This window comes from Pedobacter planticolens (genome assembly GCF_014172375.1).
Lineage (GTDB): Bacteria > Bacteroidota > Bacteroidia > Sphingobacteriales > Sphingobacteriaceae > Pedobacter > Pedobacter planticolens.
Genome location: NZ_WNXD01000002.1, coordinates 612,585 through 636,012, shown reverse-complemented (window position 1 = coordinate 636,012; position 23,428 = coordinate 612,585). Strand labels below are relative to the sequence as shown.

Annotated in this window: 18 protein-coding genes and 2 tRNA genes; 16 read left to right on the top strand and 4 right to left on the bottom strand. The window is 35.7% G+C overall.

What is annotated here, in order from left to right; all coding sequences use genetic code 11:
- The 9 genes from GM921_RS11405 to GM921_RS11365 all read left to right on the top strand — a co-directional run bounded on the left by GM921_RS11405 (position 1) and on the right by GM921_RS11365 (position 10,050).
- Positions 1-2,868 carry a PD-(D/E)XK nuclease family protein gene (locus GM921_RS11405; RefSeq protein ID WP_235969826.1) on the top strand — a complete coding sequence of 956 codons (2,868 nt, stop codon included), beginning with the start codon at positions 1-3 and terminating at the stop codon, positions 2,866-2,868.
- Positions 2,869-3,066: 198 nt separating this feature from the next.
- Positions 3,067-3,486 (top strand): IS200/IS605 family transposase, encoded by a 420-nt coding sequence (gene tnpA / locus GM921_RS11400; protein ID WP_182922764.1) that lies wholly within the window; start codon positions 3,067-3,069, stop codon positions 3,484-3,486.
- A gap of 15 nt (positions 3,487-3,501) precedes the next feature.
- Positions 3,502-4,050: a GNAT family N-acetyltransferase gene (locus tag GM921_RS11395; RefSeq protein WP_182922763.1), complete on the top strand. Its 549-nt coding sequence runs from the start codon at positions 3,502-3,504 to the stop codon at positions 4,048-4,050.
- 113 nt (positions 4,051-4,163) lie between these two features.
- Positions 4,164-4,517: a bleomycin resistance protein gene (locus GM921_RS11390; protein WP_182922762.1), complete on the top strand. Its 354-nt coding sequence runs from the start codon at positions 4,164-4,166 to the stop codon at positions 4,515-4,517.
- Positions 4,518-4,652: 135 nt separating this feature from the next.
- On the top strand, positions 4,653-5,639 hold the full coding sequence (locus GM921_RS11385; protein WP_182922761.1) for a pyruvate dehydrogenase complex E1 component subunit beta: 987 nt from the start codon (positions 4,653-4,655) through the stop codon (positions 5,637-5,639).
- A gap of 271 nt (positions 5,640-5,910) precedes the next feature.
- Complete coding sequence (locus tag GM921_RS11380) at positions 5,911-6,204, top strand: hypothetical protein (protein ID WP_182922760.1); 294 nt, start codon at positions 5,911-5,913, stop codon at positions 6,202-6,204.
- 112 nt (positions 6,205-6,316) lie between these two features.
- Positions 6,317-6,673, top strand: coding sequence for a hypothetical protein (locus GM921_RS11375; protein WP_182922759.1), 357 nt, complete (start codon positions 6,317-6,319; stop codon positions 6,671-6,673).
- A gap of 126 nt (positions 6,674-6,799) precedes the next feature.
- On the top strand, positions 6,800-7,543 hold the full coding sequence (locus GM921_RS11370; RefSeq protein ID WP_182922758.1) for a hypothetical protein: 744 nt from the start codon (positions 6,800-6,802) through the stop codon (positions 7,541-7,543).
- Between the two features lie 221 nt (positions 7,544-7,764).
- Positions 7,765-10,050 (top strand): Tex family protein, encoded by a 2,286-nt coding sequence (locus GM921_RS11365; protein WP_182922757.1) that lies wholly within the window; start codon positions 7,765-7,767, stop codon positions 10,048-10,050.
- 156 nt (positions 10,051-10,206) lie between these two features.
- Here GM921_RS11365 and GM921_RS11360 read toward each other — a convergent pair whose 3' ends face one another.
- Positions 10,207-10,680, bottom strand: coding sequence for an Lrp/AsnC ligand binding domain-containing protein (locus GM921_RS11360; protein ID WP_182922756.1), 474 nt, complete (start codon positions 10,678-10,680; stop codon positions 10,207-10,209).
- 155 nt (positions 10,681-10,835) lie between these two features.
- Between GM921_RS11360 and GM921_RS11355 the strand changes: the two genes are divergently transcribed.
- Both GM921_RS11355 and GM921_RS11350 read left to right on the top strand, forming a co-directional pair.
- A tRNA-Asp gene (locus GM921_RS11355) sits at positions 10,836-10,945 on the top strand.
- A 72-nt stretch (positions 10,946-11,017) separates the two neighbouring features.
- Positions 11,018-11,161, top strand: a tRNA-Asp gene (locus GM921_RS11350).
- 196 nt (positions 11,162-11,357) lie between these two features.
- Here GM921_RS11350 and GM921_RS11345 read toward each other — a convergent pair.
- The 3 genes from GM921_RS11345 to GM921_RS11335 form a co-directional block, all read right to left on the bottom strand.
- Positions 11,358-12,683 carry an amidohydrolase family protein gene (locus GM921_RS11345; RefSeq protein WP_182922755.1) on the bottom strand — a complete coding sequence of 442 codons (1,326 nt, stop codon included), beginning with the start codon at positions 12,681-12,683 and terminating at the stop codon, positions 11,358-11,360.
- Positions 12,676-15,717: an amidohydrolase family protein gene (locus GM921_RS11340; RefSeq protein WP_182922754.1), complete on the bottom strand. Its 3,042-nt coding sequence runs from the start codon at positions 15,715-15,717 to the stop codon at positions 12,676-12,678. Before GM921_RS11340 ends, GM921_RS11345 begins: the two co-directional genes overlap by 8 nt.
- Positions 15,718-15,865: 148 nt before the next feature.
- The gene (locus GM921_RS11335; RefSeq protein WP_182922753.1) at positions 15,866-19,069 is read right to left on the bottom strand and encodes a TonB-dependent receptor; all 3,204 of its coding nucleotides are present in this window, start codon (positions 19,067-19,069) and stop codon (positions 15,866-15,868) included.
- 203 nt (positions 19,070-19,272) lie between these two features.
- Between GM921_RS11335 and GM921_RS11330 the strand changes: the two genes are divergently transcribed.
- The 5 genes from GM921_RS11330 to GM921_RS11310 all read left to right on the top strand — a co-directional run bounded on the left by GM921_RS11330 (position 19,273) and on the right by GM921_RS11310 (position 23,329).
- Positions 19,273-19,725, top strand: coding sequence for a cytochrome B (locus GM921_RS11330; protein ID WP_182922752.1), 453 nt, complete (start codon positions 19,273-19,275; stop codon positions 19,723-19,725).
- Positions 19,726-20,018: 293 nt separating this feature from the next.
- Entirely contained in the window at positions 20,019-21,422 is a 1,404-nt protein-coding gene (locus GM921_RS11325; RefSeq protein ID WP_182922751.1) for an anthranilate synthase component I family protein, read from the top strand.
- Positions 21,423-21,453: 31 nt separating this feature from the next.
- Entirely contained in the window at positions 21,454-22,038 is a 585-nt protein-coding gene (locus GM921_RS11320; protein WP_182922750.1) for an anthranilate synthase component II, read from the top strand.
- A 12-nt stretch (positions 22,039-22,050) separates the two neighbouring features.
- Entirely contained in the window at positions 22,051-22,833 is a 783-nt protein-coding gene (trpC, locus tag GM921_RS11315) for an indole-3-glycerol phosphate synthase TrpC (RefSeq protein WP_182922749.1), read from the top strand.
- A 109-nt stretch (positions 22,834-22,942) separates the two neighbouring features.
- Positions 22,943-23,329 (top strand): hypothetical protein, encoded by a 387-nt coding sequence (locus GM921_RS11310; RefSeq protein ID WP_182922748.1) that lies wholly within the window; start codon positions 22,943-22,945, stop codon positions 23,327-23,329.
- Positions 23,330-23,428 lie beyond the last annotated feature (99 nt).

Sequence of the window (23,428 nt, the reverse complement as noted above, 5' to 3'; positions counted from 1 at the left end):
ATGGAAATGAGAACAAAACCATTTTTACAGGAGGTTGCTGAAGATTTGATAGCGAAGTTTGGTTCGCAATTGCAGAATTGTGCCATTATTTTTAATAACAAAAGGCCATCAGCGTATTTGCAGAAACATTTAGCAGATATAATTCAGAAGCCATTTTTTAGTCCGTCTTTTTTTACGATACAAGAGTTTTTTGCAAACGCTACAAAATACAAGATTGCCGATTTTTACCTGCAGTTTTTCACTTTACATAAAATCTATAATCAGCTATTAGTTGAAGAGAAATTGGAAACCATTTCTAGCCATAAATTTTTCCCATTAGCGAAGATTATTTTAAGTGATTTTAGTCAGATAGATAGTGATTTGGTTGATGCAGAAAAGCTGTATCAAGATTTAGAAGATATTTCCATCATTAACAAAGACTTTGATTATTTAAGTCCAGAGCAATATGAATTTTTAGCTCAATTTTGGACATCCTATTCTGAAGGAAAACATAAAAAGCAACAAGAGCTTTTTATAAAAATGTGGCGAAGAATGCCGAAGCTTTATCACAAGTTTCACGAGACTTTAAAAGCACAAGATTACATTACCAACGGTCAAGCTTATCGCCTGTTGGCAGAAGAAAATATTAATGAGCAAGAATTTTTAAAAACTTTTGAAAAAGGAAAGATTGTTTTTGTTGGTTTTAATGCTTTAAGTAGTGCTGAAGCCAAGATATTTACGCAATTACAGGAGGCAGAAAAAGCATTATTTTACTTTGATGCAGATAAATATTATTTAGATGATCCATTGCAAGAAGCAGGTTTGTTTTTGCGTAAAAACATCAATCAGTTGGGCTTAAAAAATGTGTTTGAGAGCCAACCAAGTTTGATGAAAACCACTAAGCATTCGGTTAATGTTTTTAAAGTTCAGGGGCAATCGGCACAAGCAAAAATTCTTAATCATATTTTGGTTGATGATTATGAGGAAACAGAAGAAATTGGCTCAACAGTTGTTGTTTTGGCAGATGAAAGTTTACTCATTCCAACTTTGCAAACCATCCCTACAAATTACAACGGGAACGATATTGATTTGAATGTAACAATGGGTTTTGCGTTGGCTACATCGAGCATATTTGGCTTGGCAGATTTGTGGTTAACTAGTCAGTTGGAAGTTTTAAAAAGCGACAAGGTTTCTTACAAAAATGTAGAGGCTTTTGTTACTCATCCATTGTCTGGTTTAAGCCAGAAAATGAGGGATAAAATTCAAACGGCTTTACTAAATGAAAACATAGTAGAGATAGATCATCAACGTTTGTTAAAGCAAAGCGGATTATTTGAAGTTTTCTATAAAAAAATTGATAAACCAGAAAATGTTGTCACTTATTTATTAGAAGTTCTCGATTATGTTTTAACTCGATTATCAAATGCGAAAACGCTAAAGAAAATTGATGCAGAATTGTTCGTAAAAGCCATTCAAGAGCTTAATAGATTACACGATACATTTGGTAAACATATAAGCAAGGAAGAAATTCCTTTTGTTATTTATTTGGTTCAAAAATCTTTGCAGGCAATAGCTGTTCCTTTAGCTGGCGATCCATTAAATGGTATTCAAGTGATGGGATTATTGGAAACCAGAAATTTGAATTTCGACAAGGTTGTTGTTTTAGGTTTTAATGAGGGAATTATCCCTAAATCGTCCATTGGAAATAGCTTTATTCCAGATAGCATTCGAAGGGTTTATGGTTTGCCAGTATTAGAAAACTTGGATGCAATTTCATCTTATATGGTGTATCGTTTAGTACAGCGAGCGAAAAATATCAACTTTGTTTATAACAGCTTAACAGATGAATCTACTTCTGGAGAAGCCAGCAGAATTTTGAAACAATTGGAGTTTGAAAGTGGTTTTGATTTCAAATACCATGAGCTTAATCTGGATGTAAAAACAGAACCATTTAAAGAAGTTAAGATAGAAAAAGAAGGAAATGAGTTTATTCAGAAAACTTTACAAGTTTATTTAGATAAAAAGAAAGCCATCTCTCCGTCTGCTTTAACGCAATATATCTCCAATCCGATAGACTTTTTCTTCAATTATATTGCCTTAATTAAAGAGCCAAAAGAGGTTAGCGCAGTTGTAGAAGCAAACGAAATCGGTTCGGTTTTACACAAGGTGATGGAATATTTCTACCAAGATTTAAGGGTTGCAGAAATTACCGCAGAGCTAATTAATGAACGAAGAAAACTAGTTCCGTCATTGATACAAAAAGCATTCAACTTCGTGATGTTTAAAAATCCTGATAAGGTACACGAGTACAAAGGAATGCAAAAAGTGGTTTTGGCAATTGTTGATGCTTATGTAACGATTATTCTAGATCAGGATGTAAAACAAACACCTTTCAATATCATTAGCTTAGAGCAAAAAGTAGAAGCAGAAATCGCTTTCCCGCTTAACGGAAAAGAAGCAAGCATTAAGATTTTTGGCTATATAGACAGAGTTGATGTTAAAGATGGTATTACAAAAATCATCGATTACAAAACAGGTAGCGATAAATTGACTTTTAAAGATATTCCTGAACTTTTTAATTCTGATGGAAAACATATCAATAAAGCTTTAATTCAGACTTTGCTTTATACGTATGCCTATGAACAATATGCTGGTAAAACCAGTGTAGAACCAAATCTATATATTGTTAAAACCATGAATAAGGATGGTATTTGGTTTAAATCTGGCCGGCAAAATTTATCTGGAGATTACCTCGAAGAAATTAAACCTGAGTTTTTAGCAGAGCTGAGAAAAAAACTAACCGAACTATTTGAAGCGCCTTATTTTGTGGCTAGTGCAGTTCCAGATAATTACAAATACTCTATTTATAAAACATTGTTTGGGAAGTAAGGGGTGGCTAAAGGCAAATTCTGTTCTTTCTTAAACGTTGGCTGAAGCCAACGGCAATGAATTATAAAATCTTATAATAGCACGTCTTTATTTTTGCATCATCCATTTCATTGCCGTCTGCTTTAGCTGACGGATTTAGATTATGGTTTTGGCTTTAGCCACATTTTCTCTATCTTCATTATTACCTAATGAAAAACTATGTCTTATACCAGAATATGGGTGCATCTTGTATTTGCAACAAAAAACAGAACACCATTATTAACAAAAGAAATCAGATATAAAGTTCAAAATCACATTATAGAAAACTGTAAAGAGAAATCAATTTACTTACAGATTATTAACGGCTATACAGAGCATCTCCATTGTTTAATATCTTTAGGAAAAGATCAAACCATTGCTAAGATTGCTCAATTAATAAAAGGAGAGTCGTCATTTTGGATAAACAAAAATCAACTCACCGAAGAACAATTTATATGGCAAGATGATTATTTTGCAGTGTCTGTAAGCGAATCAAACCTAGAGATAGTAACTAAATATATCAAAAATCAAGAAACTCATCATGCTAAAAAATCGTTTGATGATGAAGTTAAAGAATTTGAAAAATTATATGGATTTTAGTCTTCAAAAAATAACATGCTAACCCTAAATTTTCCTTCCTTCCCAGTTTTAGAAACCGAAAGATTACTACTTCGAGAACATGCATTAACTGATGCCGATACTTTATTCGCTATGCGAACTAACGAAAATGTAATGCGTTTTATCGATCGTGAACGACCAAAAACCACTCAAGATATAGAAACATTTATCTCTACTTTTAACGAAGGATTTAAGCAAGGTCAACACCTAGCTTGGGTAATTGCATTAAAAGAAAACCCTGCTCAAATGATTGGCTCTATTGGTTATTGGCGAACAAACTTAGCTAATTACCGAGCAGAAATTGGATACATGCTACATCCAAATTATTGGCGAAAAGGAATAATATCCGAGGCGTTGAATAAAACCATCGCCTTTGGTTTTAGCGAAATGAAGCTGCATACCATACAAGCCAATATTAATCCAGGTAATGATGCTTCACGACAAATTCTACTAAAACATGGCTTTGTAAAAGAAGCCTATTTTAAAGAAGATTATTATTTTAACGGTCAGTTTTTAGACAGTGAGATTTATTCTCTTTTAAAGTAGTTGCATGTTATGGGTTGTGTGTTGCATGGCCAGATATATAGCCCAATTGTTTATCTTAGAGAGTATAAATCATGACTTGTAACCTATAACCCGCAACTCATAACTCATTTATTATGTTAAAAACCGCAACACCAATCCTCGCCTCCTTAAACGCAGACGAAACCATCAAATTCTATACAGAAAAACTAGGCTTTACCTTTCACAACAATTGGGATGGCTATTTAATCTTCAGTAAAGATGAAATATCAATTCACTTGTGGCCAACTGAAGATGAAAGCATTCCAAAAAATACTGGTTGTTATATTTATGTAACTGAGGTTGATAAACTCTATGACGAATACGAAAAGCAAGGCGTTGTTCATCCCAATGGGAAGTTAAAAAACATGCCTTGGCAAATGCGTCAGTTTTCTATTTTAGATAACAGCGGCAACATCATTCATTTCGGAGAAGATATATCCGAAAAATAAGGAATAAAACACCGCAGCTTTAACACATTAAAGAACATAATTTTGTGTGTTCAGCAATTTAAAGTGTAATTAAAACACTACTTTAAAATTACGATACAATAGTTATATTTGCGCTTGGTAATTTTTGAATAAACAATGAGAGAGATCCAATTTAGAGAAGCACTACGCGAAGCATTAAGCGAAGAAATGCGTAAAAACGAGAACATTTTTTTAATGGGCGAAGAAGTTGCGCAATACAACGGTGCATACAAAGTTAGTCAGGGAATGTTAGATGAGTTTGGCGACAAACGTATTATCGACACACCAATTGCCGAACTTGGTTTTGCAGGTATCGGTATCGGTGCAGCAATGAACGGATTAGTTCCAATTGTTGAATTCATGACTTTCAACTTCTCATTAGTTGCAATAGATCAAATTATAAATGCTGCGGCAAAAATCCTTTCCATGAGTGGTGGTCAGTTTTCAGTGCCAATCGTTTTCCGTGGTCCAACAGGTAATGCAGGTCAATTAGGCGCACAGCACTCTCAAAATTTCGAGAATTGGTTTGCAAACTGCCCAGGCTTAAAAGTAGTAGTTCCATCAACCCCATATAACGCTAAAGGCTTATTAAAAGCATCCATTAACGATCCAGATCCAATTATCTTCATGGAATCTGAAGTGATGTATGGCGATAAAGGCGATGTGCCCGAAGGCGAATACACCATAGAAATTGGTAAAGCACAAGTTGTAAAAGAAGGTAGCGATGTAACCATTGTAACTTTCGGTAAAATGTTAACTCGCGTAGTAAACCCTGCTGTAGAAGAGTTAGCTAAAGATGGTATTAACGTAGAAGTGATTGATTTATTAACTGTTCGCCCTATCGATTACGCAACTATTATCGAATCAGTTAAAAAAACTAACCGTTTGGTAATTGTAGAAGAAGCGTGGCCATTAGCTTCAATTTCTTCTGAGATTACATTTAACGTTCAGAAAAATGCATTCGATCATTTAGATGCGCCAATTCTACGTATCACCTGTGCAGATGTGCCACTTCCATACGCTCCAACACTTATTGCAGCTAGTTTACCTAATGCAGAAAGAGTAATTAAAGCGGTTAAAGAAGTAATGTACGTTAATAAATAACATTGATTTTGTCACGCTGAGATTATCGAAGCGTAAAATATAAATCCTCTAAGTTTTCTTAGGGGATTTTTTGCTTTCTTTAAGTTCCTTTCAGGCCATTTGATTGTAAAGCAAAATCACAATTCCATCGGTTCCGATAGCCCCGCTTTTCACTTCAAGTCCTCGCTACGCTGTGGGCTTTCCGTTTCAATCGGGTTTAAAAAACAAAAATTTCTGCAACTATTAAAAATTAGTTTTAATAACTAATTTCAATCTAATTATACAACAGAAAATGGAAAGAAAAATAATTGGGGTTTGGGAAAGCGATTTATTAGATCAACCTACTCGAAATAGTATAGGAAATATAGTGATAGAATTTACAGCTGATGGTAAGCTTACCTATAAGATAGTTGAGAATAAAAAAATGCACATCATCAATATGATATATCACGTAATCGGCGATACCATATTTTCTAATCAACCATCTAATCCTCAAGAAGAGAAGACCAAATTTGAATTTAAAAACGATGATAGATTGTTATTAAAATTTGATGGCGAAATAACAATTTTTAAAAGGATAGAATAAGGGTATATTCCATGGCTGTACTGCTGTTGTTAGCTTCGCCGTCAACAGGTTTCTTCAACCCGCCAGAGAATCGCCTAGTCAACAAGACTTCTTCTCTAGTCAGTTAAACCTCTTGCTCGGTCAACAAGACTTTTCCTCCAGTCATTTAGACTTTTTGCTCGGTCAACAAGACTTTACCCTCAGTCATTTAGACTTCTTTCTCGGTCAACAAGACTTTTCCTCCAGTCATTTAGACTTCTTGCTCGGTCAACAAGACTTTTCCCTCAGTCATTTAGACTTCTTGCTCAGTCAACAAGACTTTTCCTCCAGTCATTTAGACTTTTTGCTCGGTCAACAAGACTTTTCCTCCAGTCATTTAGACTTCTTGCTCGGTCAACAAGACTTTTCCCTCAGTCATTTAGACTTCTTGCTCAGTCAACAAGACTTTTCCCTCAGTCATTTAGACTTCTTTCACTATAAACAACATTAATTTCAATTCTGTATCCCCCTCTCATTTGGATAGGGGGATAACCCCCCTAAAAGACTAGAAATTTCAAGTCTGTTTTTATATACCTTGAAACTAGTTAACACAATGTTCTATTTTATAATTTAAACAATGTCAAAAGTCTATGAAACAGGTTGCGCTAAAAACGCGGCCAACTTTGAAACCTTAATAACTTATGCAATTGGGTATGGAGCAATTTATAAGCCATCAAAAACCTCAATTAATATAGGCAACATGCAAATACAATTGGTAAAAGTAAAAGATGCAGTCAGCGAGCTTCATACAACATTAGCAAGTTGCAGCAATGCAATTGCAGCCAGAGAAATAGGGTTCGAGCCTATCCAGAAATTAAGCACCCGGTTACTAAATTCATTAAAAGCAACAGATACTCCAACACAAATTATCGAGAACGCAGCAACTATAAATAGAAAGTTGCAAGGCAAAAGAGTATCCCCTAAATTAACAGAAGAAGAGAAAAACGCACTAGCAGCAGAAGGAAAAGTGATCAACCAAATTTCAGCATCGCAACAAAGCTACGATAGCGTATTAGATCATTTTGATAAACTAGTAAAGTTGCTTTCATCTATCCCACAGTACAAACCCAACGAAACGGAATTAAAAATTACTACGCTAACTGCACTAAATACAACGCTTAAACAGTTAAATACAACAGTTATTACTAATGAAATTGCACTAAGTAATGTGCGTTTATTGCGTAACGAGGTAATGTATAATTTACAAACAGGCCTAGTTGTTACAGCACAAGATGTAAAAACCTATGTGAAATCATTATTTGGTGCAACAAGTGTACAATACAAACAAATTTCAGGCTTATCTTTTAGAATGGTTAAATAATTGTATAGGTGAAATAATGGTGAGCGTAAGTCCTCTAAGTTTTCTTAGTGGATTTTTTTTGTTTCCGCACCCTGTCATCCTGAGCTTGTCGAAGGATATCCTTGCTTTTTACCTCCAGTCTCAAAACTATCTAACCCATGTTTCTATATGGTTAAAATGTTTAAAAATCTATCCAACCTTTCTAGTCTAAATCCATAAATTAGCTCCCTCTAAAACTACATATGAATACACATTTTCAACCCATTGCAAGCGCATTAAACATTTCAATTAAACAAGTTAGCGCAACTCTTGGCTTATTAGATGAAGGCGCAACTGTACCTTTTATTTCGCGTTACCGTAAAGAAGTAACGGGCAGTTTAGATGAAGTGCAAGTTGCTGCCATAAGAGATTTAGCACAACAATTAAGGGAGTTAGATAAACGTAGAGAAGCCATTTTAAAATCGCTTACGGAGTTAGAGAAATTGACACCTGCTTTAGAGAAACAACTAAATGAAGCCAAAACAATTACAGCTTTAGAAGATATTTATTTGCCGTATAAACCGAAGCGTAAAACCAGAGCATCGATAGCTAAAGAAAAAGGTTTGGAACCTTTGGCATTGCGCATTTTAGCGCAAAGTAGAATTGACCCATTGCAAGAGGCTGCGGGTTATATTAACGATAAGAAAGGTGTAGCGAATGAGGCTGAAGCTTTAGCTGGTGCTAGAGATATTATAGCTGAATTGATTAGTGAAAACGCAGAATCTAGAACTAAAATGCGCAACCATTTTATGCAAAAGGCAACGTATAAAACAGTGTTAGTGAAAGGAAAAGAGGAAGCGGGAATTAAGTATAAGGATTATTTTGAGTGGGAGGAAAGTGCTAAATCGGCACCATCGCATAGGGTGTTGGCGATGTTGAGGGGCGAGCAAGAAGGGTTTTTGAAGTTAGATGTGTTGCCGCCAGATGAGGCTGCGCTAGTGTTATTGGAAAATCAGTTTATTACGAGTAACAATGCATGTACAGATCAGGTACAATTGGCGATAACGGATGGGTATAAAAGATTGCTTCGCCCTGCAATGGAAACTGAATTAAGAGCAACGATTAAGCAAAAGGCGGATGAAGAAGCGATTAAAGTTTTTGCAGAAAATGCTCGTCAGTTGTTGTTGGCAGCGCCGATGGGACAGAAAAATGTATTGGCTATAGACCCTGGTTTTAGAACGGGTTGTAAAGTAGTTTGTTTAGATAAACAAGGTCAACTGTTGGTTAATACCACAATTTACCCACACACTGGACAAGGAAATTTAAAAGATGCGGCTTGGCAAATTACTCAACTGTACGAAAAACATGCGATTGAAGCGATTGCAATTGGCAACGGAACTGCTGGTAGAGAAACGGAAACTTTTGTTCGTGGTTTAAAAATACCTGATGTTTTGGTGGTGATGGTGAATGAAAGTGGTGCGTCTATTTATTCGGCATCGCCTTTGGCTAGGGAAGAGTTCCCGACGCAAGATATTACGGTTCGTGGGGCGGTTTCTATTGGTAGGAGATTGATGGACCCATTGGCAGAGTTGGTGAAGATTGACCCGAAATCTATTGGTGTTGGACAATATCAACACGATGTTGATCAGCATAAGTTGCAACAAAGTTTGGATGATACGGTGATGAGTTGCGTAAATGCGGTGGGTGTTGAATTGAATACGGCATCGAAACAGGTGTTGGCGTATGTTTCTGGTTTGGGCGATACGCTGGCGCAAAATATTGTGAACTATCGCAATACGAATGGGGCGTTTAAAAACAGAGAGAGTTTAAAGAAGGTTGCTCGTTTGGGCGATAAGGCTTTTGAGCAAGCTGCTGGTTTTTTGCGTATCCGCGATGCGAAACAAGTGTTGGATAGAAGTGGGGTACACCCAGAACGTTATGCTTTAGTTAACCAAATGGCAAAGGATTTAGGTTGTACAGTTGATGATTTGATGAAGGATGTTACGCTGCAAAAGCAAATCAATTTGCAACGGTATGTAAGCACAGAAGTTGGTTTGCCAACATTAACCGATATTGTGAAGGAGTTGGCTAAGCCTGGTCGTGATCCGCGTGAAGCTTTTGAAGCATTTAGTTTTGCTGATGGCGTGAATTCTATTGGAGATTTGAAAACTGGAATGAAATTATCGGGTATTGTAACTAATATTACCAATTTTGGTGCTTTTGTAGATATTGGTGTTCATCAGGATGGGTTGGTGCATACTAGTCAGTTGGCGAATAGATATGTAGCAAACCCGAATGAGGTGGTTAAAGTAAGTCAGGTGGTTGAAGTAACGGTGGTTGATATTGATGTGGCAAGGAAAAGAATTGCTTTATCGATGAAGGAAGGGAGTCCGAAAGACGGGAAGTCGGGAAGTCCGAAAGTTGATGGGGCAAAGGGTTTTGGGGCTAAAGCAAATCCGGTTGTTGCTAAACCTCAGCAGCAAACTAAAAAAGAAGCAGATGGTGATTTGCAAGAGAAATTGGCGAAGCTAAAAGGGTTGTTTAAATAGGTTTTTAATCACCTAAGAAACCTAAGGACATCTAAGCTCGGCGTATCGTCTTTGCGAGAATCATTCTCCGATTTTTCATCGGTAATGATCGCGGCAATCTCCTTTTTGGTTTGTTTTTAGGAGGAGATTGCTTCGTACCTCGCAATGACGAGCATACTACAACTCTATCTGTCTTTTAATGCTTTCTTCTAAGGAGATTAGTGTTTCAGTGCGTTGTATTCCTTTTACAGCTTGTATTTCTTCGTTTAATACATGACGCAGGTGGTCGGTATCTCGGCAGGTTATTTTAGCGAACATACTATAAGAGCCAGTTGTGTAGTGTAGTTCTACTACTTCTTTTATTTTGCTGAGTTGTTCTACGGCATCCTTATATAAAGAACCTTTTTCTAAGTAAATACCTAAAAAGGCAGTGATATCAAATCCTGCTTTTTTAGGATCAATAATTAAATGTGAACCTTTGATGATGCCCATATCTACCAATTTCTTCATCCTTACGTGTACTGTTCCGCCAGAAATGATGAGTTCTTTTGCGATTTCTGTGTAAGGTTTTGTTGCGTCTTGCATCAACTGTGTTAAAATCTGAATATCGAGGTTGTCAATTTCTAAATTTTGAGTTTCTTTTTTGAGCATAATTTTCTGAAATTTTATTGATACTGCTAATTTATTACAATTATCGTAAAAATACAAGAAAATGATTAAAATATTTGCAACATATTTGGTATTTGTCTTATGTTTGTATCAAGCAAGTACAACAAAATAGTTCTTTAAATCATTTGCTTATACTCTGTAGGGTGGTGAAATTGGCAGACACACCTCCTTGTCTCGGTGGTGGAGAAATTGGGAAATCCGGTAACGGTACAACCACTCTATGAAGGTTCGACTCCTTCCCCTACAGCAACTCAATTAACAGTTAACGGTTAGCAGTTCACAACTGCCAATTGAAAATTGCAAACTGAGTACTAAAGAATGTTGGGTGGTGAAATTGGCAGACACACCTCCTTGTCTCGGTGGTGGGGATTATGGGACAAACGCAATTTATGGGTTGACCACAAATTAATTTTGAATTGCAGCTAACTACCCCTTGAAGGTTCGACTCCTTCCCCAACAGCCAGTTTTATAAATAATAAGTTAGTTAAGGGAAGCGGCCCAGGTACAGGTCGCTTTTTTTGTGGATCAGGATTTATAGGATTTATGGATTTTCTTGATCAGATTTTTTAATAAAAAAGCCGCAGATGCGCAGATTTTCTTATTTGAATATAATCAAAAGAAATCTGCGCATCTGCGGCTAATTTTTTGTTAGTCTAAGCTTACTTTATTCCGTATTTATCGCTATACTTTTTATCTAACTGTTTGTGTAAGTTATCTAGGTTGATGTCTCTGCCTTGAATAAATGCTTGTTCTACTTTGTTGCCAATCATATCTAAAGCATCGCCGCCTGAGATAAAGAAAGTAGCATCTTTGCCTATTTCTAAACTGCCTGTAGTTTTATCAACTCCCATCGCTTTTGCTGCGTTTAAGGTAATTGTTTTTAAGGCATCTTCTTTACTCATTCCCCAAGCAGATGCTGTACCTGCCATAAAAGGCAAGTTACGTTGTCTCCAGAAACCATCGCCTCCATCAAAACTAATTACTACTGTAACACCGGCATTGCTTAAACGAGCCACATTTTTGTAGGGCATATTTACATCATCATCTACATTATTAGGTAAAGATTGAGGTTTTTTAACCACTACAATTACATTGTTAGCTTTTAAGAAATCAGTTAGTAAATAAGCCTCATCTCCACCAACAATTACTGGGGTAATCCCGAAACTCTTTGCAAAGTTAACCGCCGCTACAATCTCTTTTTGTCCATCTGCTGTGATAAATAATTTTTCTGAGCCATTAAATACACCTTTCAGTGCAGCCAAACGAGTGTTTGTTACTGCTGGAGGTGTTTCGGTATATACTTTAGCTTCTGAGAAAAACTTATTTAATTCTGCTATTGCGTTGTTGGTGCGTTCGTTAGGATCAACAGCAGTTGTGCCAACAGGAAGTCTGCCGCCACCACCAAAACCACCTCTACCTCTTGGGGCAACAGGCCATGTCATGTGCATTGCATCTTCCTTTTTGATTGCCGCATCTTCCCAATTCCAAGCATCTAGCTGTACAACAGAAGAACTTCCTGAAATTGTGCCACCAGAAGGTGTAATTTGAGCCATTAAAATACCATTACTACGTAAGGTGTTAATTACTTTTGAATCTGTATTGTAGGCAATTATGGAGCGAATGTGTGCGTTGTTTTCTCCCAATTCATCATCATCAACGGTTGCTTTTACGGCTTCGATTTCAATTAATCCCAAATTAGTTGTTGGGGCAATGAAACCTGGATAAATATGTTTACCATTTGCGGTTATCATTCTAGCATCTGTCAGGTTTAATTTAACAACGGTTGCATCTCCAACTCCAGTAATTTTACCTTTATCAAAAATTAAATAACCGTTCTCAATCACTTTCCCATCTCCCGTATGGATGGTAGCGCCCATTATGATAACTCTTTGAGATTGTGCTTTTGCAGGAGAAATAGTTGCTTGTCCGTATGTTAAACTTACGGATGCAAATAAAGCTATAGCTGTACTTATATACTTATTCATGATTGTTTGCTCCTTCCATTTCTAGTTGATTTTGTTCTGCCCAATAATCTTCTTCACTTTCGCAAGCATAAAGACGTGGAGGTCTATTGCCAAAAGCACGTTGTGTACTGGCGCCAGCACTTTTGCTTGCTGCTAGTTTTTGAATGATACGAGCTTTTTCTGCTTTTTGTGTAGTTTGTAATTGTGCATCACGATCCATATCCCAATATGCGATACCATCTACAAAAGTTTTTTCTGCTTTTGCGTAAATAGAAAGTGGATTAGCTGACCAAATTACAACGTCTGCATCTTTACCTACTTTTAAGCTTCCAACTTTATTATCGATGTGCAACATTTTAGCAGGATTTAAAGTAACCAATTTCAAGGCTTCTTCTTCCGAAACACCGCCGTATAATACAGATTTACCAGCTTCTTGATTTAAGTGACGAGCCATTTCAGCATCATCAGAGTTAAATGCAGTGGTAATACCTACGTTGTGCATAATTTTTCCGTTGTAGGGGATGGCGTCTTGAACCTCCATTTTGTAAGCCCACCAATCTGAGAAAGTTGAACCTGCAATACCATGCGCTTTCATTTTATCAGCCACTTTATAACCTTCTAAAATATGCGTAAACGTGTTTATTTTGAAACCTAAACTATCGGCCACATGAATTAACATGTTGATTTCACTTTGTACATAAGAGTGACAAGTAATGAAACGTTTGTTATTTAAAATTTCTACGATTGCATCTAATTCTAAATCTCTACGCACATTATTTCCTTTAACAGCCAATGCTTTTTCATATTCTTTAGCACGGGTAAATTCATCAACAAATGTTTGCTCAACTCCCATACGAGTTGATGGGAACCGTTGATTATTTGATGAAGAACTTTGTTTTACGTTCTCGCCTAATGCAAATTTGATAAAACCATCTGCGCCAGCAAATTTCAATTCTTCTGGTAATTTACCCCAACGTAATTTAATTAATTGCGATTGTCCACCGATTGGATTTGCCGAACCATGTAAGATTTGAGATGAAGTAACACCACCAGCCAACTGGCGATAAATGTTTACATCTTCAGAGTTAATAATATCTCCAATGCGAACTTCTGCAGAAACGGATTGTGCACCTTCATTAATACCACCAGTTCCGGCAATATGCGAATGTTCATCAATTAAGCCAGCCGTAATGTGTTTGCCAGTTGCATCAATTACTTTAGCCGCACCTGCGGATAGATTTTTACCAACGGCTTTAATTTTTCCGCCTTCTAAAAGAACATCTGCATTTTGTAGAATGCCTTCTTTTTCGTTAGTCCAAACTGTTGCGTTTTTTAATAGCACCGCTTCTTGAGTAGGAACTTTTTCTGTGCCAAATGCAATAAATGGATAAATAAGTGCACCATTCGCGATAGCTGGTTTAGCAGGCTCATCACGTTTTGGCATTTCTTTGGCAGCTTCTTTAAAAGTACCGTTCCAGAAACCAGCAGGAGCAGAGTTAATGACTACATCTCCACTAAATGCAACTGGATTTCCGTTAGTTAAATAGCCACTTAAGCGAACATCTCCAACTGGATTTTTCTTTAAGTTAAAACCGATAGTTACCCAATCGCCAGTACGTGTAAAAGTTGCAGTAGCTTTAACGCTATCAGCGCCTAAACGCTCAATTGAAGCCATTGGTGCAGTTGCGGTTCCTGTAATTCTTAATACAGTTGAGCCAATTCCATCAATGTTTAAACTGTATGTTCCACGTAAATCGGTAACATCCATTTTATTGACTACAAAACGTTTGCCTTGTACCCAGTTTTCGAAAATGATATTTCCAGCTTTAAAAATATTATCAGATGTAATTAAGAAGTTAGCCAATTTACCTTTTTCAATTGAACCAACTTTATCACTAACCCCTAAAATGGCAGCAGGTATTTCTGTAACTGATTGTAAAGCTTGTTTTTCTGTTAAACCGTTAGTTATTGCTTGTTGAATGTTTGTCCAGAAATCTTTTGGCGTTTCTAAACCAAAGGTAGTTAGCGCAAATTTCACACCTGCTTTTTCTAACACACCTGGATTTGTTGGCGCTAATTCCCATCCTTTTAATTGAGCTAAACTTAAATTTCTAGCTTCGGTTGGGTCTTCAACATCAAAAGCTTTAGGGAAACTAATTGGAATAATTAAAGTTGCACCTGTTGCTTTTACCGCATCAATACGTTGATATTCATCTCCAGTAGATTTAATGATGTATGATTTACCAAACTCTTTGGCAATTTTATCAACGCGTAAAATATTTGCCCAACCATCTGCTTCAAAAAGCTGCGGTAAGGTTTGTTGTTTATTAAATTGTTCTAGGGAGATATTATATTCTTCCTTTTGATTTTTATACCAGCTTGCATCTAAATAAGTTTGGCGCAATAACGCGATAGAACCCATTAATGAAGAAGGATAATCGTTGGTTGATGTACCTCTATTAAATGAATAATTAGCTGCACTTTGATCGTTAAGCATCACGTCATTTTCTTTGCTATCATTTAAGGTAACAGCCGAAGATGTGCCACGAGCAATACCATCGCGGTTAATTACGTTCACACTACCAAATCCAGCTTTGCGTAAATCATCTGCTTTTTTGGTATCGATAGTGAAGATGGTTCTTACCTCAGTTTCTGGACGAATACTTTCATTCCAACTGTAAGCTCCTTTTTTAGTAGAGGTGAAAACAGATTGTCTGCCAAAGAAACCACCACCAGCAGCAACACGTTGTGTTTCAGGAATTCCGTAAGAAGTAAAAGCATCAATTAAAGAAGGATAAATATATTTTCCTTTCAGGTCTATCACTATATATCCCTTTGGGATAGCAGTACCTGTACCAACCGATTGGATGGTTTTGTCTTTGATTAGCAACACGCCGTTGCTAATAGTTTGATTGGCGTTAACCACAATGTTTGCGTTGGTAAAAGCATATAATCCCGGTCTAACATCAAAAGAACCATTAACGGGATAAGTTTGCTGCGCAAACAAAAATGCAGTAGAAAACACCAACGCGAGCGCAAGTAAAATTTTCTTCATAATGTTTAGTTTGTTAAGTCCTTAAATCTATTGATAAATAAAGATTTAAATAAATTCTATCCTAGATTTTACATAATTTAAAAAGGCTTAAAAAACAAAGGCTACCTCTAGAAATTAGAGATAGCCTTTATAGGTAGATTTTTAAGTCTTAAAATCCGTAACGTAATCCGATTTGGAACTGATAAGGATTACCTGATGGATTTACTACACCAGAATTGTTAACACGATAATTGAATGCTTTTGCAGCTGCATCGTAATTTGGAACTGCAGGAATAGCTGGAGATGTAGGTGTTGCGGCTACTGCTGCTGTCCCGTTTAAAGCATATAGAGCTTGGCTACCTAAAGTTTCATTTACTCCCCATTTCTTTTTGATTAAGTTGGCAAGGTTGAAAATGTCTCCAGAAATTTCGATGTTATGCGTTTTGTACAGTTTGATTTTTTTGCTAATTCTTAAATCAACCAATCCGTAAAAACCATTAATACCACCGTTACGTTCGGCAAGTTTGCCAGAATATTTTAAGATGTAATCTTTTAAACTTTGGCTAGCTAAAGGATTATCTAACAACGTTTGTAAGCCAGCACGTACATTTGCCGGTACACTCGTGTTGTTTCTATCAAAAATGTAAGCTAAATCATTAGTAGCTACAAAATCACCGTTATTGTTAGCGCCACTTAATAAGCTATAACGTGTACCACCAATACCAGAATAACGAACACCAATTGTAACACCATAAAATGTTGGTAAAGTACCATAAATAACTACTTTATTACGGAATTGATTATCCGAGTACGTCATGTTACTTAAGTTTCTTGGATCATCTTTTACTGGCAATGATAGTGTTGCAGAGTTGGCTACGTTGCCATTAAATGATGTATTGTCCTTGGTATCATTATAGGTGTAACTCACTGAGATTTCACCATCTTTAAAGTACTGCCAAGTTGCGTCTAAAACAACTGCAAACTGATTTACTTTTCCTTTGCTATTTAGTTCTAACACACGACCAAATTTATTGCTGATACGACCTGTTTTCCAATCTGGAGAACCATTGCTTGGCATAGTTGGTACAAATACACCACGGTTATCTTCATTTGGTAAAGTGAAAAATGCATTTGCAGTCATGTTTCTATCTACATACATATAATTATGACGACCTAAAGTTGCATAACCAGTAATGCCTACTTTTAATTTATCGGTAATTAATTTACTATAAGATAAGTTGGCTTTGTAAACAACAGGTATTTGAGCGTCTTCAGCATTGGTATTGATTGTTGGTACTTGGAAGTTTGTTAAGCTTGGAGTACTTACTGATCCATTTCTATAACCAATGAAATTTGGCGTTGGTACATCTGCACCAAAAACGTCAACTGTTGCTAAGTGTTTACCATCAAAAGTTAAATTATTAATGGTTACATAATTGTTAATGTCCGAACCAAAAATACCAGCACCTAAACGAATATAATCTGTGTGATTTTCATTTAAATCCCAGTTTAATTGAATTCTAGGTTGTACTAACAATTGAGTTAATTTGTGGTCTGTTCTTATTTGTAATTCATCAAACAAAGTTTGATTAAATGGCGATGTTGGATAAGCACTATAATCAACACGTAAACCTCCAGTAAAATCTAAACCTCTACCCAATTTAGTTTGCATTTGCCCATATAATGCTGCATTCCAAATCCCAGATTTTACAGTTGGATCTTTCATTAAAGGCACTTCACGATAAAACCTATTTGGAATTAAATTCTCAAAATTTTGAAGAGAAGTTGCTGTAGTTGAGTTTGTATATTCAAATCGACCGTTTACCTCACTACCATATAATGAAGTAGCGTCAGTATACATTACATCAACTCCAAAAGTATATTTAACCTTATCGGTATTGTAATATAAATTGTCAACTAATTGAAAAACATTGTTTGTAAAACCTTCTTGTCCAAAACGATGACCACCAATTTGAACAGCAGTTCTTAGTTTTGAACCATTAGTAAGCACTGATTCTAAATTGCCAACAATAGCTCTCGGAATTGCCGAACTCAATTGAGCGTTCTGAGTACTCGCTTGGTAAGTATATAAATGTTGAACTTTTAATTCATTGGTTACTTTACTATTCACGGTTGTACGCAAAGTTGCTAGCAAGCTATTATCAATGTTTTTGTCGTTACCATAACTTTCAAAAAAGTTAATCGCTGTATTATCAGCTAAACCTAATGGATTTCTATCGTTTGTATAATTATCGCGAACAGTTAATAAGTTTCTATCATTAATTTGCCAATCGATACGAGCGAAAGCTGCATCAGAACCACGTTTTTTAGCAAAAGAACCAAATTGACGTTCGTTTGAAACGCCATATTTTGTACGAGCAGTAGTTAGAAAACTGTTTAAAGTAGCGTTGGTAATGTTAAATCTAGCTTCATCAGCAGGAGATTTTATATCTGCAATAATTAATGGGCGAGCATCTTTTTGATGATCCCAAGCTACAAAATAGTGTAATTTGTCTTTAATAATTGGTCCACCCAACGTAAAACCATATTGATAGGTAGAGAAATCGTTATCACGTTTATTTCCTCTAATATCGTAAGGGCTTGCCAACCAATCAGCTCTGCCATAGCCAAATGCGCTTCCGCTTACTGTATTTGTGCCTGCTTTAGTTACGGCACTAATTGTTCCTCCGCCACTGCGGCCTAATGTTACATCATACTGGTTTGTTACTACTTTAAATTCCCTTACAGCTTCGATTGAGATTGCATAAGGCGCACCGCTTCTGCTGGTTGTGGCACCTGCCGAAGTTGGGTTTTTAGCATTCATTCCATCAATAGTGTAATTGGTTGATGAACCTAATTGTCCGGAAATGTTACCACCACGACTTAAAGGCGATAAATCCATTAATGTAGAAAAATTACGACCATTAACTGGTAATTGAGTAATAGCTTTCGCCGAAATAGTTGTTGAAGCACCAAAATTTTCAACTTTGTTTCTTAAACCAGAGGCATTTACTTGTACCACATCCAATGTTTGTGCGGTAGCTTGCATGTTAATAGTTACTTTAACTGCATCACCTTGATTAAGCATATAACCAGATCTAGTCTGCTCTCCCAACCCAATGTAAGCTACTTTTACAGTATAAGGGCCACCTAACGGAAGTTCTTTAAAGATGTACTCGCCAATGGTATTGGTGTTAGTTTTAGCAGTAAAACCCGTAGATTCATTGCGCACTTGAACGGAAGCACCCGGAATTGGTTTTTTTTGCTCATCAGAAATTGTTCCTGAAATGGAAGCTAATGTTGTTTGCGCAAATGTTTTTGTTGTATATAAAAAACAAAGCGTTAAAACTGATAATAAGAGTAATCGTTTCATCATGATATGAGATAAATTATTTTTTACAAAAGTCTTCTTCAAAAATTAACAGATTTCCTCATTTCGATTAAGGAATTGTAAAGAACCTACCATTTGATAACTGTTTGGGTTATCATTATGTTAAGAATGGTTATAAATTATTGGGAGTTTAATAAGACAGCTTTAGAGATTTAATTATTTACTATTTTTGAGAAAAAAAAGCTATGGATAATTTATATGGAATTCTAAAAAGTGCTCATTCAGGTTGGAGATACATTGTTTTCGTTTTACTTGTAGTAGCAGTTATTAATGCTTTATCTGGATGGTTAGGCAAAAAAACATATACCGAAGGCAATAGAAAACTAAACGTTTTCACCTTAATCAGTGCGCATATTCAATTATTATTTGGATTGGTATTGTACTTTATTAGTCCATTAACCAAGCTTCCAGCTTCTGAAGCGATTGGCCGTTATTGGAAAATGGAACACATTAGTATGATGATATTGGCGATTATTTTAATTACGATTGGTAATTCAAAGTCTAAAAAAATTACGGATGGTGTTGCTAAACATAAAGCTATTGCCATCTTTTTTGGTTTGGCATTGGTGATTATTATTGGAGCAATTTTTATGATGGTAAAAGCAGATCCATCTAAAACTTTCTTTGGTGTTTCTTAAGGTTGATAAATAAAAAACGCAAAATATTTTGATTATTTAACTTTTTGTATATTTTTGCTGCTCAATGATTAACAATAACTTACATACATGGCAATGGCGTGGTAATTCTCAAAAGAGTTTCGTCGTAGCTTTGTGCACCTTATAGTTTATCAACCTAAACCTAAACTAAAACCACATTTAAAAACCCGACGTAACCACACGCCGGGTTTTTTGTTGTAAATTAATTACGAACTGAAAATATAAAACTTTACGCTCCCTCCCTTTTCGGGAGGGCTGGGGAGGGGATAAAGAAAATGAAAACATATACCATACAAACACATGCTAAAAAGCGATTAGCAGACACCACAACTCCAGTAAGCATTTATTTGCGCTTACGCGATGTTTTTCCGAATACGATTTTGCTAGAAAGTTCTGATTATCATAGTCGTGAAAATGCTACAAGTTATGTTTGCGCTGAGCCAGTTGCGGGAATTATTCTCCAAGATGGAAAATTGAATATATACTTTCCTGATGGGACAAAAGAAGCAAAAACGGATTTCGTTTTAGCTGATGAAATTGCTGCGTTTAAAGCTCGTTTTAATCCAATTAATCAGACAAAAGACAAACATATTTCTACAGGTTTATTTGGTTATTTTACATGGAATGCTGTTCAGCATTTCGAAGACATTTCGTTTACTTCGGCTACACCAGATGATGAGAAAATCCCAACGATGCAATACCATGTGTATAGATATATCATCGCGATAGACCATTTTAAAAATGAAGTTACACTGGTAAAAAATGTTTTTAATAATGATGAAAATGAAGATTTAACAAAAGTTGAATACATTATTCAGAATAAAAATTACCCAGAATATAGCTTTAAAACCAATGGCGAAGAACAGTCTAATTTAACCAACCAAGGTTTTATGGATATGGTAGAGCAAATGAAAAAGCACATTTATCGCGGTGACGTTTTTCAAATTGTGCCATCGAGAGCTTTTAATCAAGGGTTTTTAGGCGATGAATTTAATGTGTACCGTTGTTTGCGTTCTATAAACCCATCTCCATATTTGTTTTATTTCGATTATGGGAATTTTAAACTGTTTGGTTCATCGCCAGAGGCACAAATCACCATTGGTAATAACGTAGCAAATATTTTTCCGATTGCTGGGACATTTAAACGTACTGGAAACGATGAAGAAGATGCGGCATTAGCAAAAAAATTAGAACAAGATCCGAAAGAAAGTGCTGAGCATGTGATGCTGGTTGATTTAGCGAGAAACGATTTGAGCAGACATTGTAGTGGAGTTGAAGTGAAATCGTTTAAAGAAGTTCAATATTATTCACATTTAATTCATTTGGTTTCTAAAGTGAGCGGAAATTTACAAGATGGAGTGAGTGCATTTAAAGTGGTTGCAGATACATATCCGGCAGGAACTTTAAGCGGTGCGCCAAAATATAAAGCCATGCAATTGATAGATCAATATGAGGGATTGGGGCGTAATTTTTATGCTGGTGCAATTGGGTACATGGGCTTTAACGAAGACTTTAATCATGCGATTATGATTAGAACTTTTATGAGCAAAAACAACCATTTGCACTATAGAGCTGGAGCTGGAATTGTAGCAGATTCTATTGCAGAAAATGAATTAAACGAAGTGAATAACAAGATAGCAGCATTGCGTAAAGCAATCGAAATGGCAGAACAGATTTAAGGTTTTTAATTTACGAATTACGATTTTTGAAATGAATAAAGATAATAAAGGGACGATTTTAGTAATCGATAATTACGATAGTTTCACCTACAATTTAGTGCATTTAATTAATGAATTAGGTTATGAAGCTGTAGTTTGGAGAAATGATAAATTCGCATTGGAAGATGTAGCAGCATACGATAAAATTTTGCTTTCACCTGGACCAGGAATACCAGAAGAAGCGGGCTTATTATTGGATGTAATCAAAACTTATGCGCCTACAAAAAGCATCATGGGCGTGTGTTTGGGTCAGCAAGCAATAGCTGAAAGTTTTGGTGGAAGCTTATTAAATTTAGGCAGACCAATGCATGGAATTGCCACACCAATTACAGTTTTAGATAAAACCGATTTAACTTTTAAAGGTTGTGTTGAGCCAATTGAAGTTGGTCGTTACCATTCGTGGGTAGTTAACCCAACAGATTTACCAGCAAGTTTAACGGTTACAGCAACTGATGGCGATGGACAAATTATGGCTTTGCGTCATAAAGAATTTGATGTTTGTGGCGTTCAATTTCACCCTGAAAGTGTATTGACACCAAACGGAAAACAAATGATGAAAAATTGGTTAGAGAATTAGCATTTGTACAAAATGAACATTTTAGATAAAATCGTTTTACGAAAAAAAGAAGAAGTTGCTGAAGCCAAACAAAAAGTTTCGGTTCTAGAATTAGAAGCTAATGCTAACTTTAACAGACAACCTTTAATTTTTAAAGATTTTTTAATTGATGAAAAACGAACTGGAATTATTGCGGAATTTAAACGTCGTTCTCCATCCAAAGGTTTAATTAATGGTACAGCAGATGTTGCTGAAGTAACTCAAGCATATAATTTGGCTGGAGCTTCTGCATTATCAGTGTTAACAGATACCGATTTTTTTGGTGGCAAAGCCGAAGATTTATTTCAAGCAAGAGCAGTAAATCAAATTCCGATTCTGCGCAAAGATTTCATGATTGATGAATACCAAATTTTAGAAGCCAAAGCTTGGGGTGCAGATATCATTTTATTAATAGCTTCTATTTTAACACCACAACAAATTATAGACTTCGGCAAGTTAGCTCAAAGTTTAGGTTTAAATGTTTTGTTAGAAGTTCATAATCTCGAAGAATTAGAAAAATCAATTTGTCCGCATTTGAATGCAATTGGTGTGAACAATAGAAACCTTGGCGATTTCACTGTAAACATTCAAACTTCGTTTGATTTAGTGGATAAAATTCCCAATGAATTTTTAAAGATTTCTGAAAGTGCAATAGATAATCCAGAAGTTATTAAAAAGCTGAAAGCAGTAGGTTACAATGGGTTTTTAATTGGAGAAAACTTTATGAAAACAGCTAATCCTGGCAAGGAAATTTTAGACTTTGTAAAGCACTTGTAAATCTTAATGTATTGGTTTAATATGAGGAATATGCTCATAAATAATCGCTAATGGCATAATGTTTGTTTCTAGTTAGGAAATAACTAATTTCTACTAAAAACAAATACCCATGAAAAACATTGCAAAAATTTTATCCTTATCTTTTATTGTGTTAGCTGTAACAGTTTTATTTTCTTGTAAAAAAGATAATAATAACGATGGAACACATAAAGTAAAATTTAAGGCAGAAACATCATCAGATGCTAAACTTTCTTCTGTAGTTTATACTAGTGAAACAGGAGATGTGACCACTAATTCATCTGTAAATAGTAGTTCATTTGCGAGTGCAGAACTAACTATTCCATCATCTATTCCAATAATTAGTTTTGGCGCAAACGGTACTGGCGCAAGTGCTGGCTCTACTTTAAAGGTTCAAATTTGGGTTGATGGTGTTATGGTGAAAGAAAACATAAGCACAGGCACTACATTGTCTGCTACCACTTCTTATACTTTTTAACAAAATCATTAACTAATAAAATGCCCAGTTTGTAAAAGCTGGGCATTTTTTTTAAGCCCAAACTTATTTAACATTTCATGGCTTTAGTATGAAAATGAA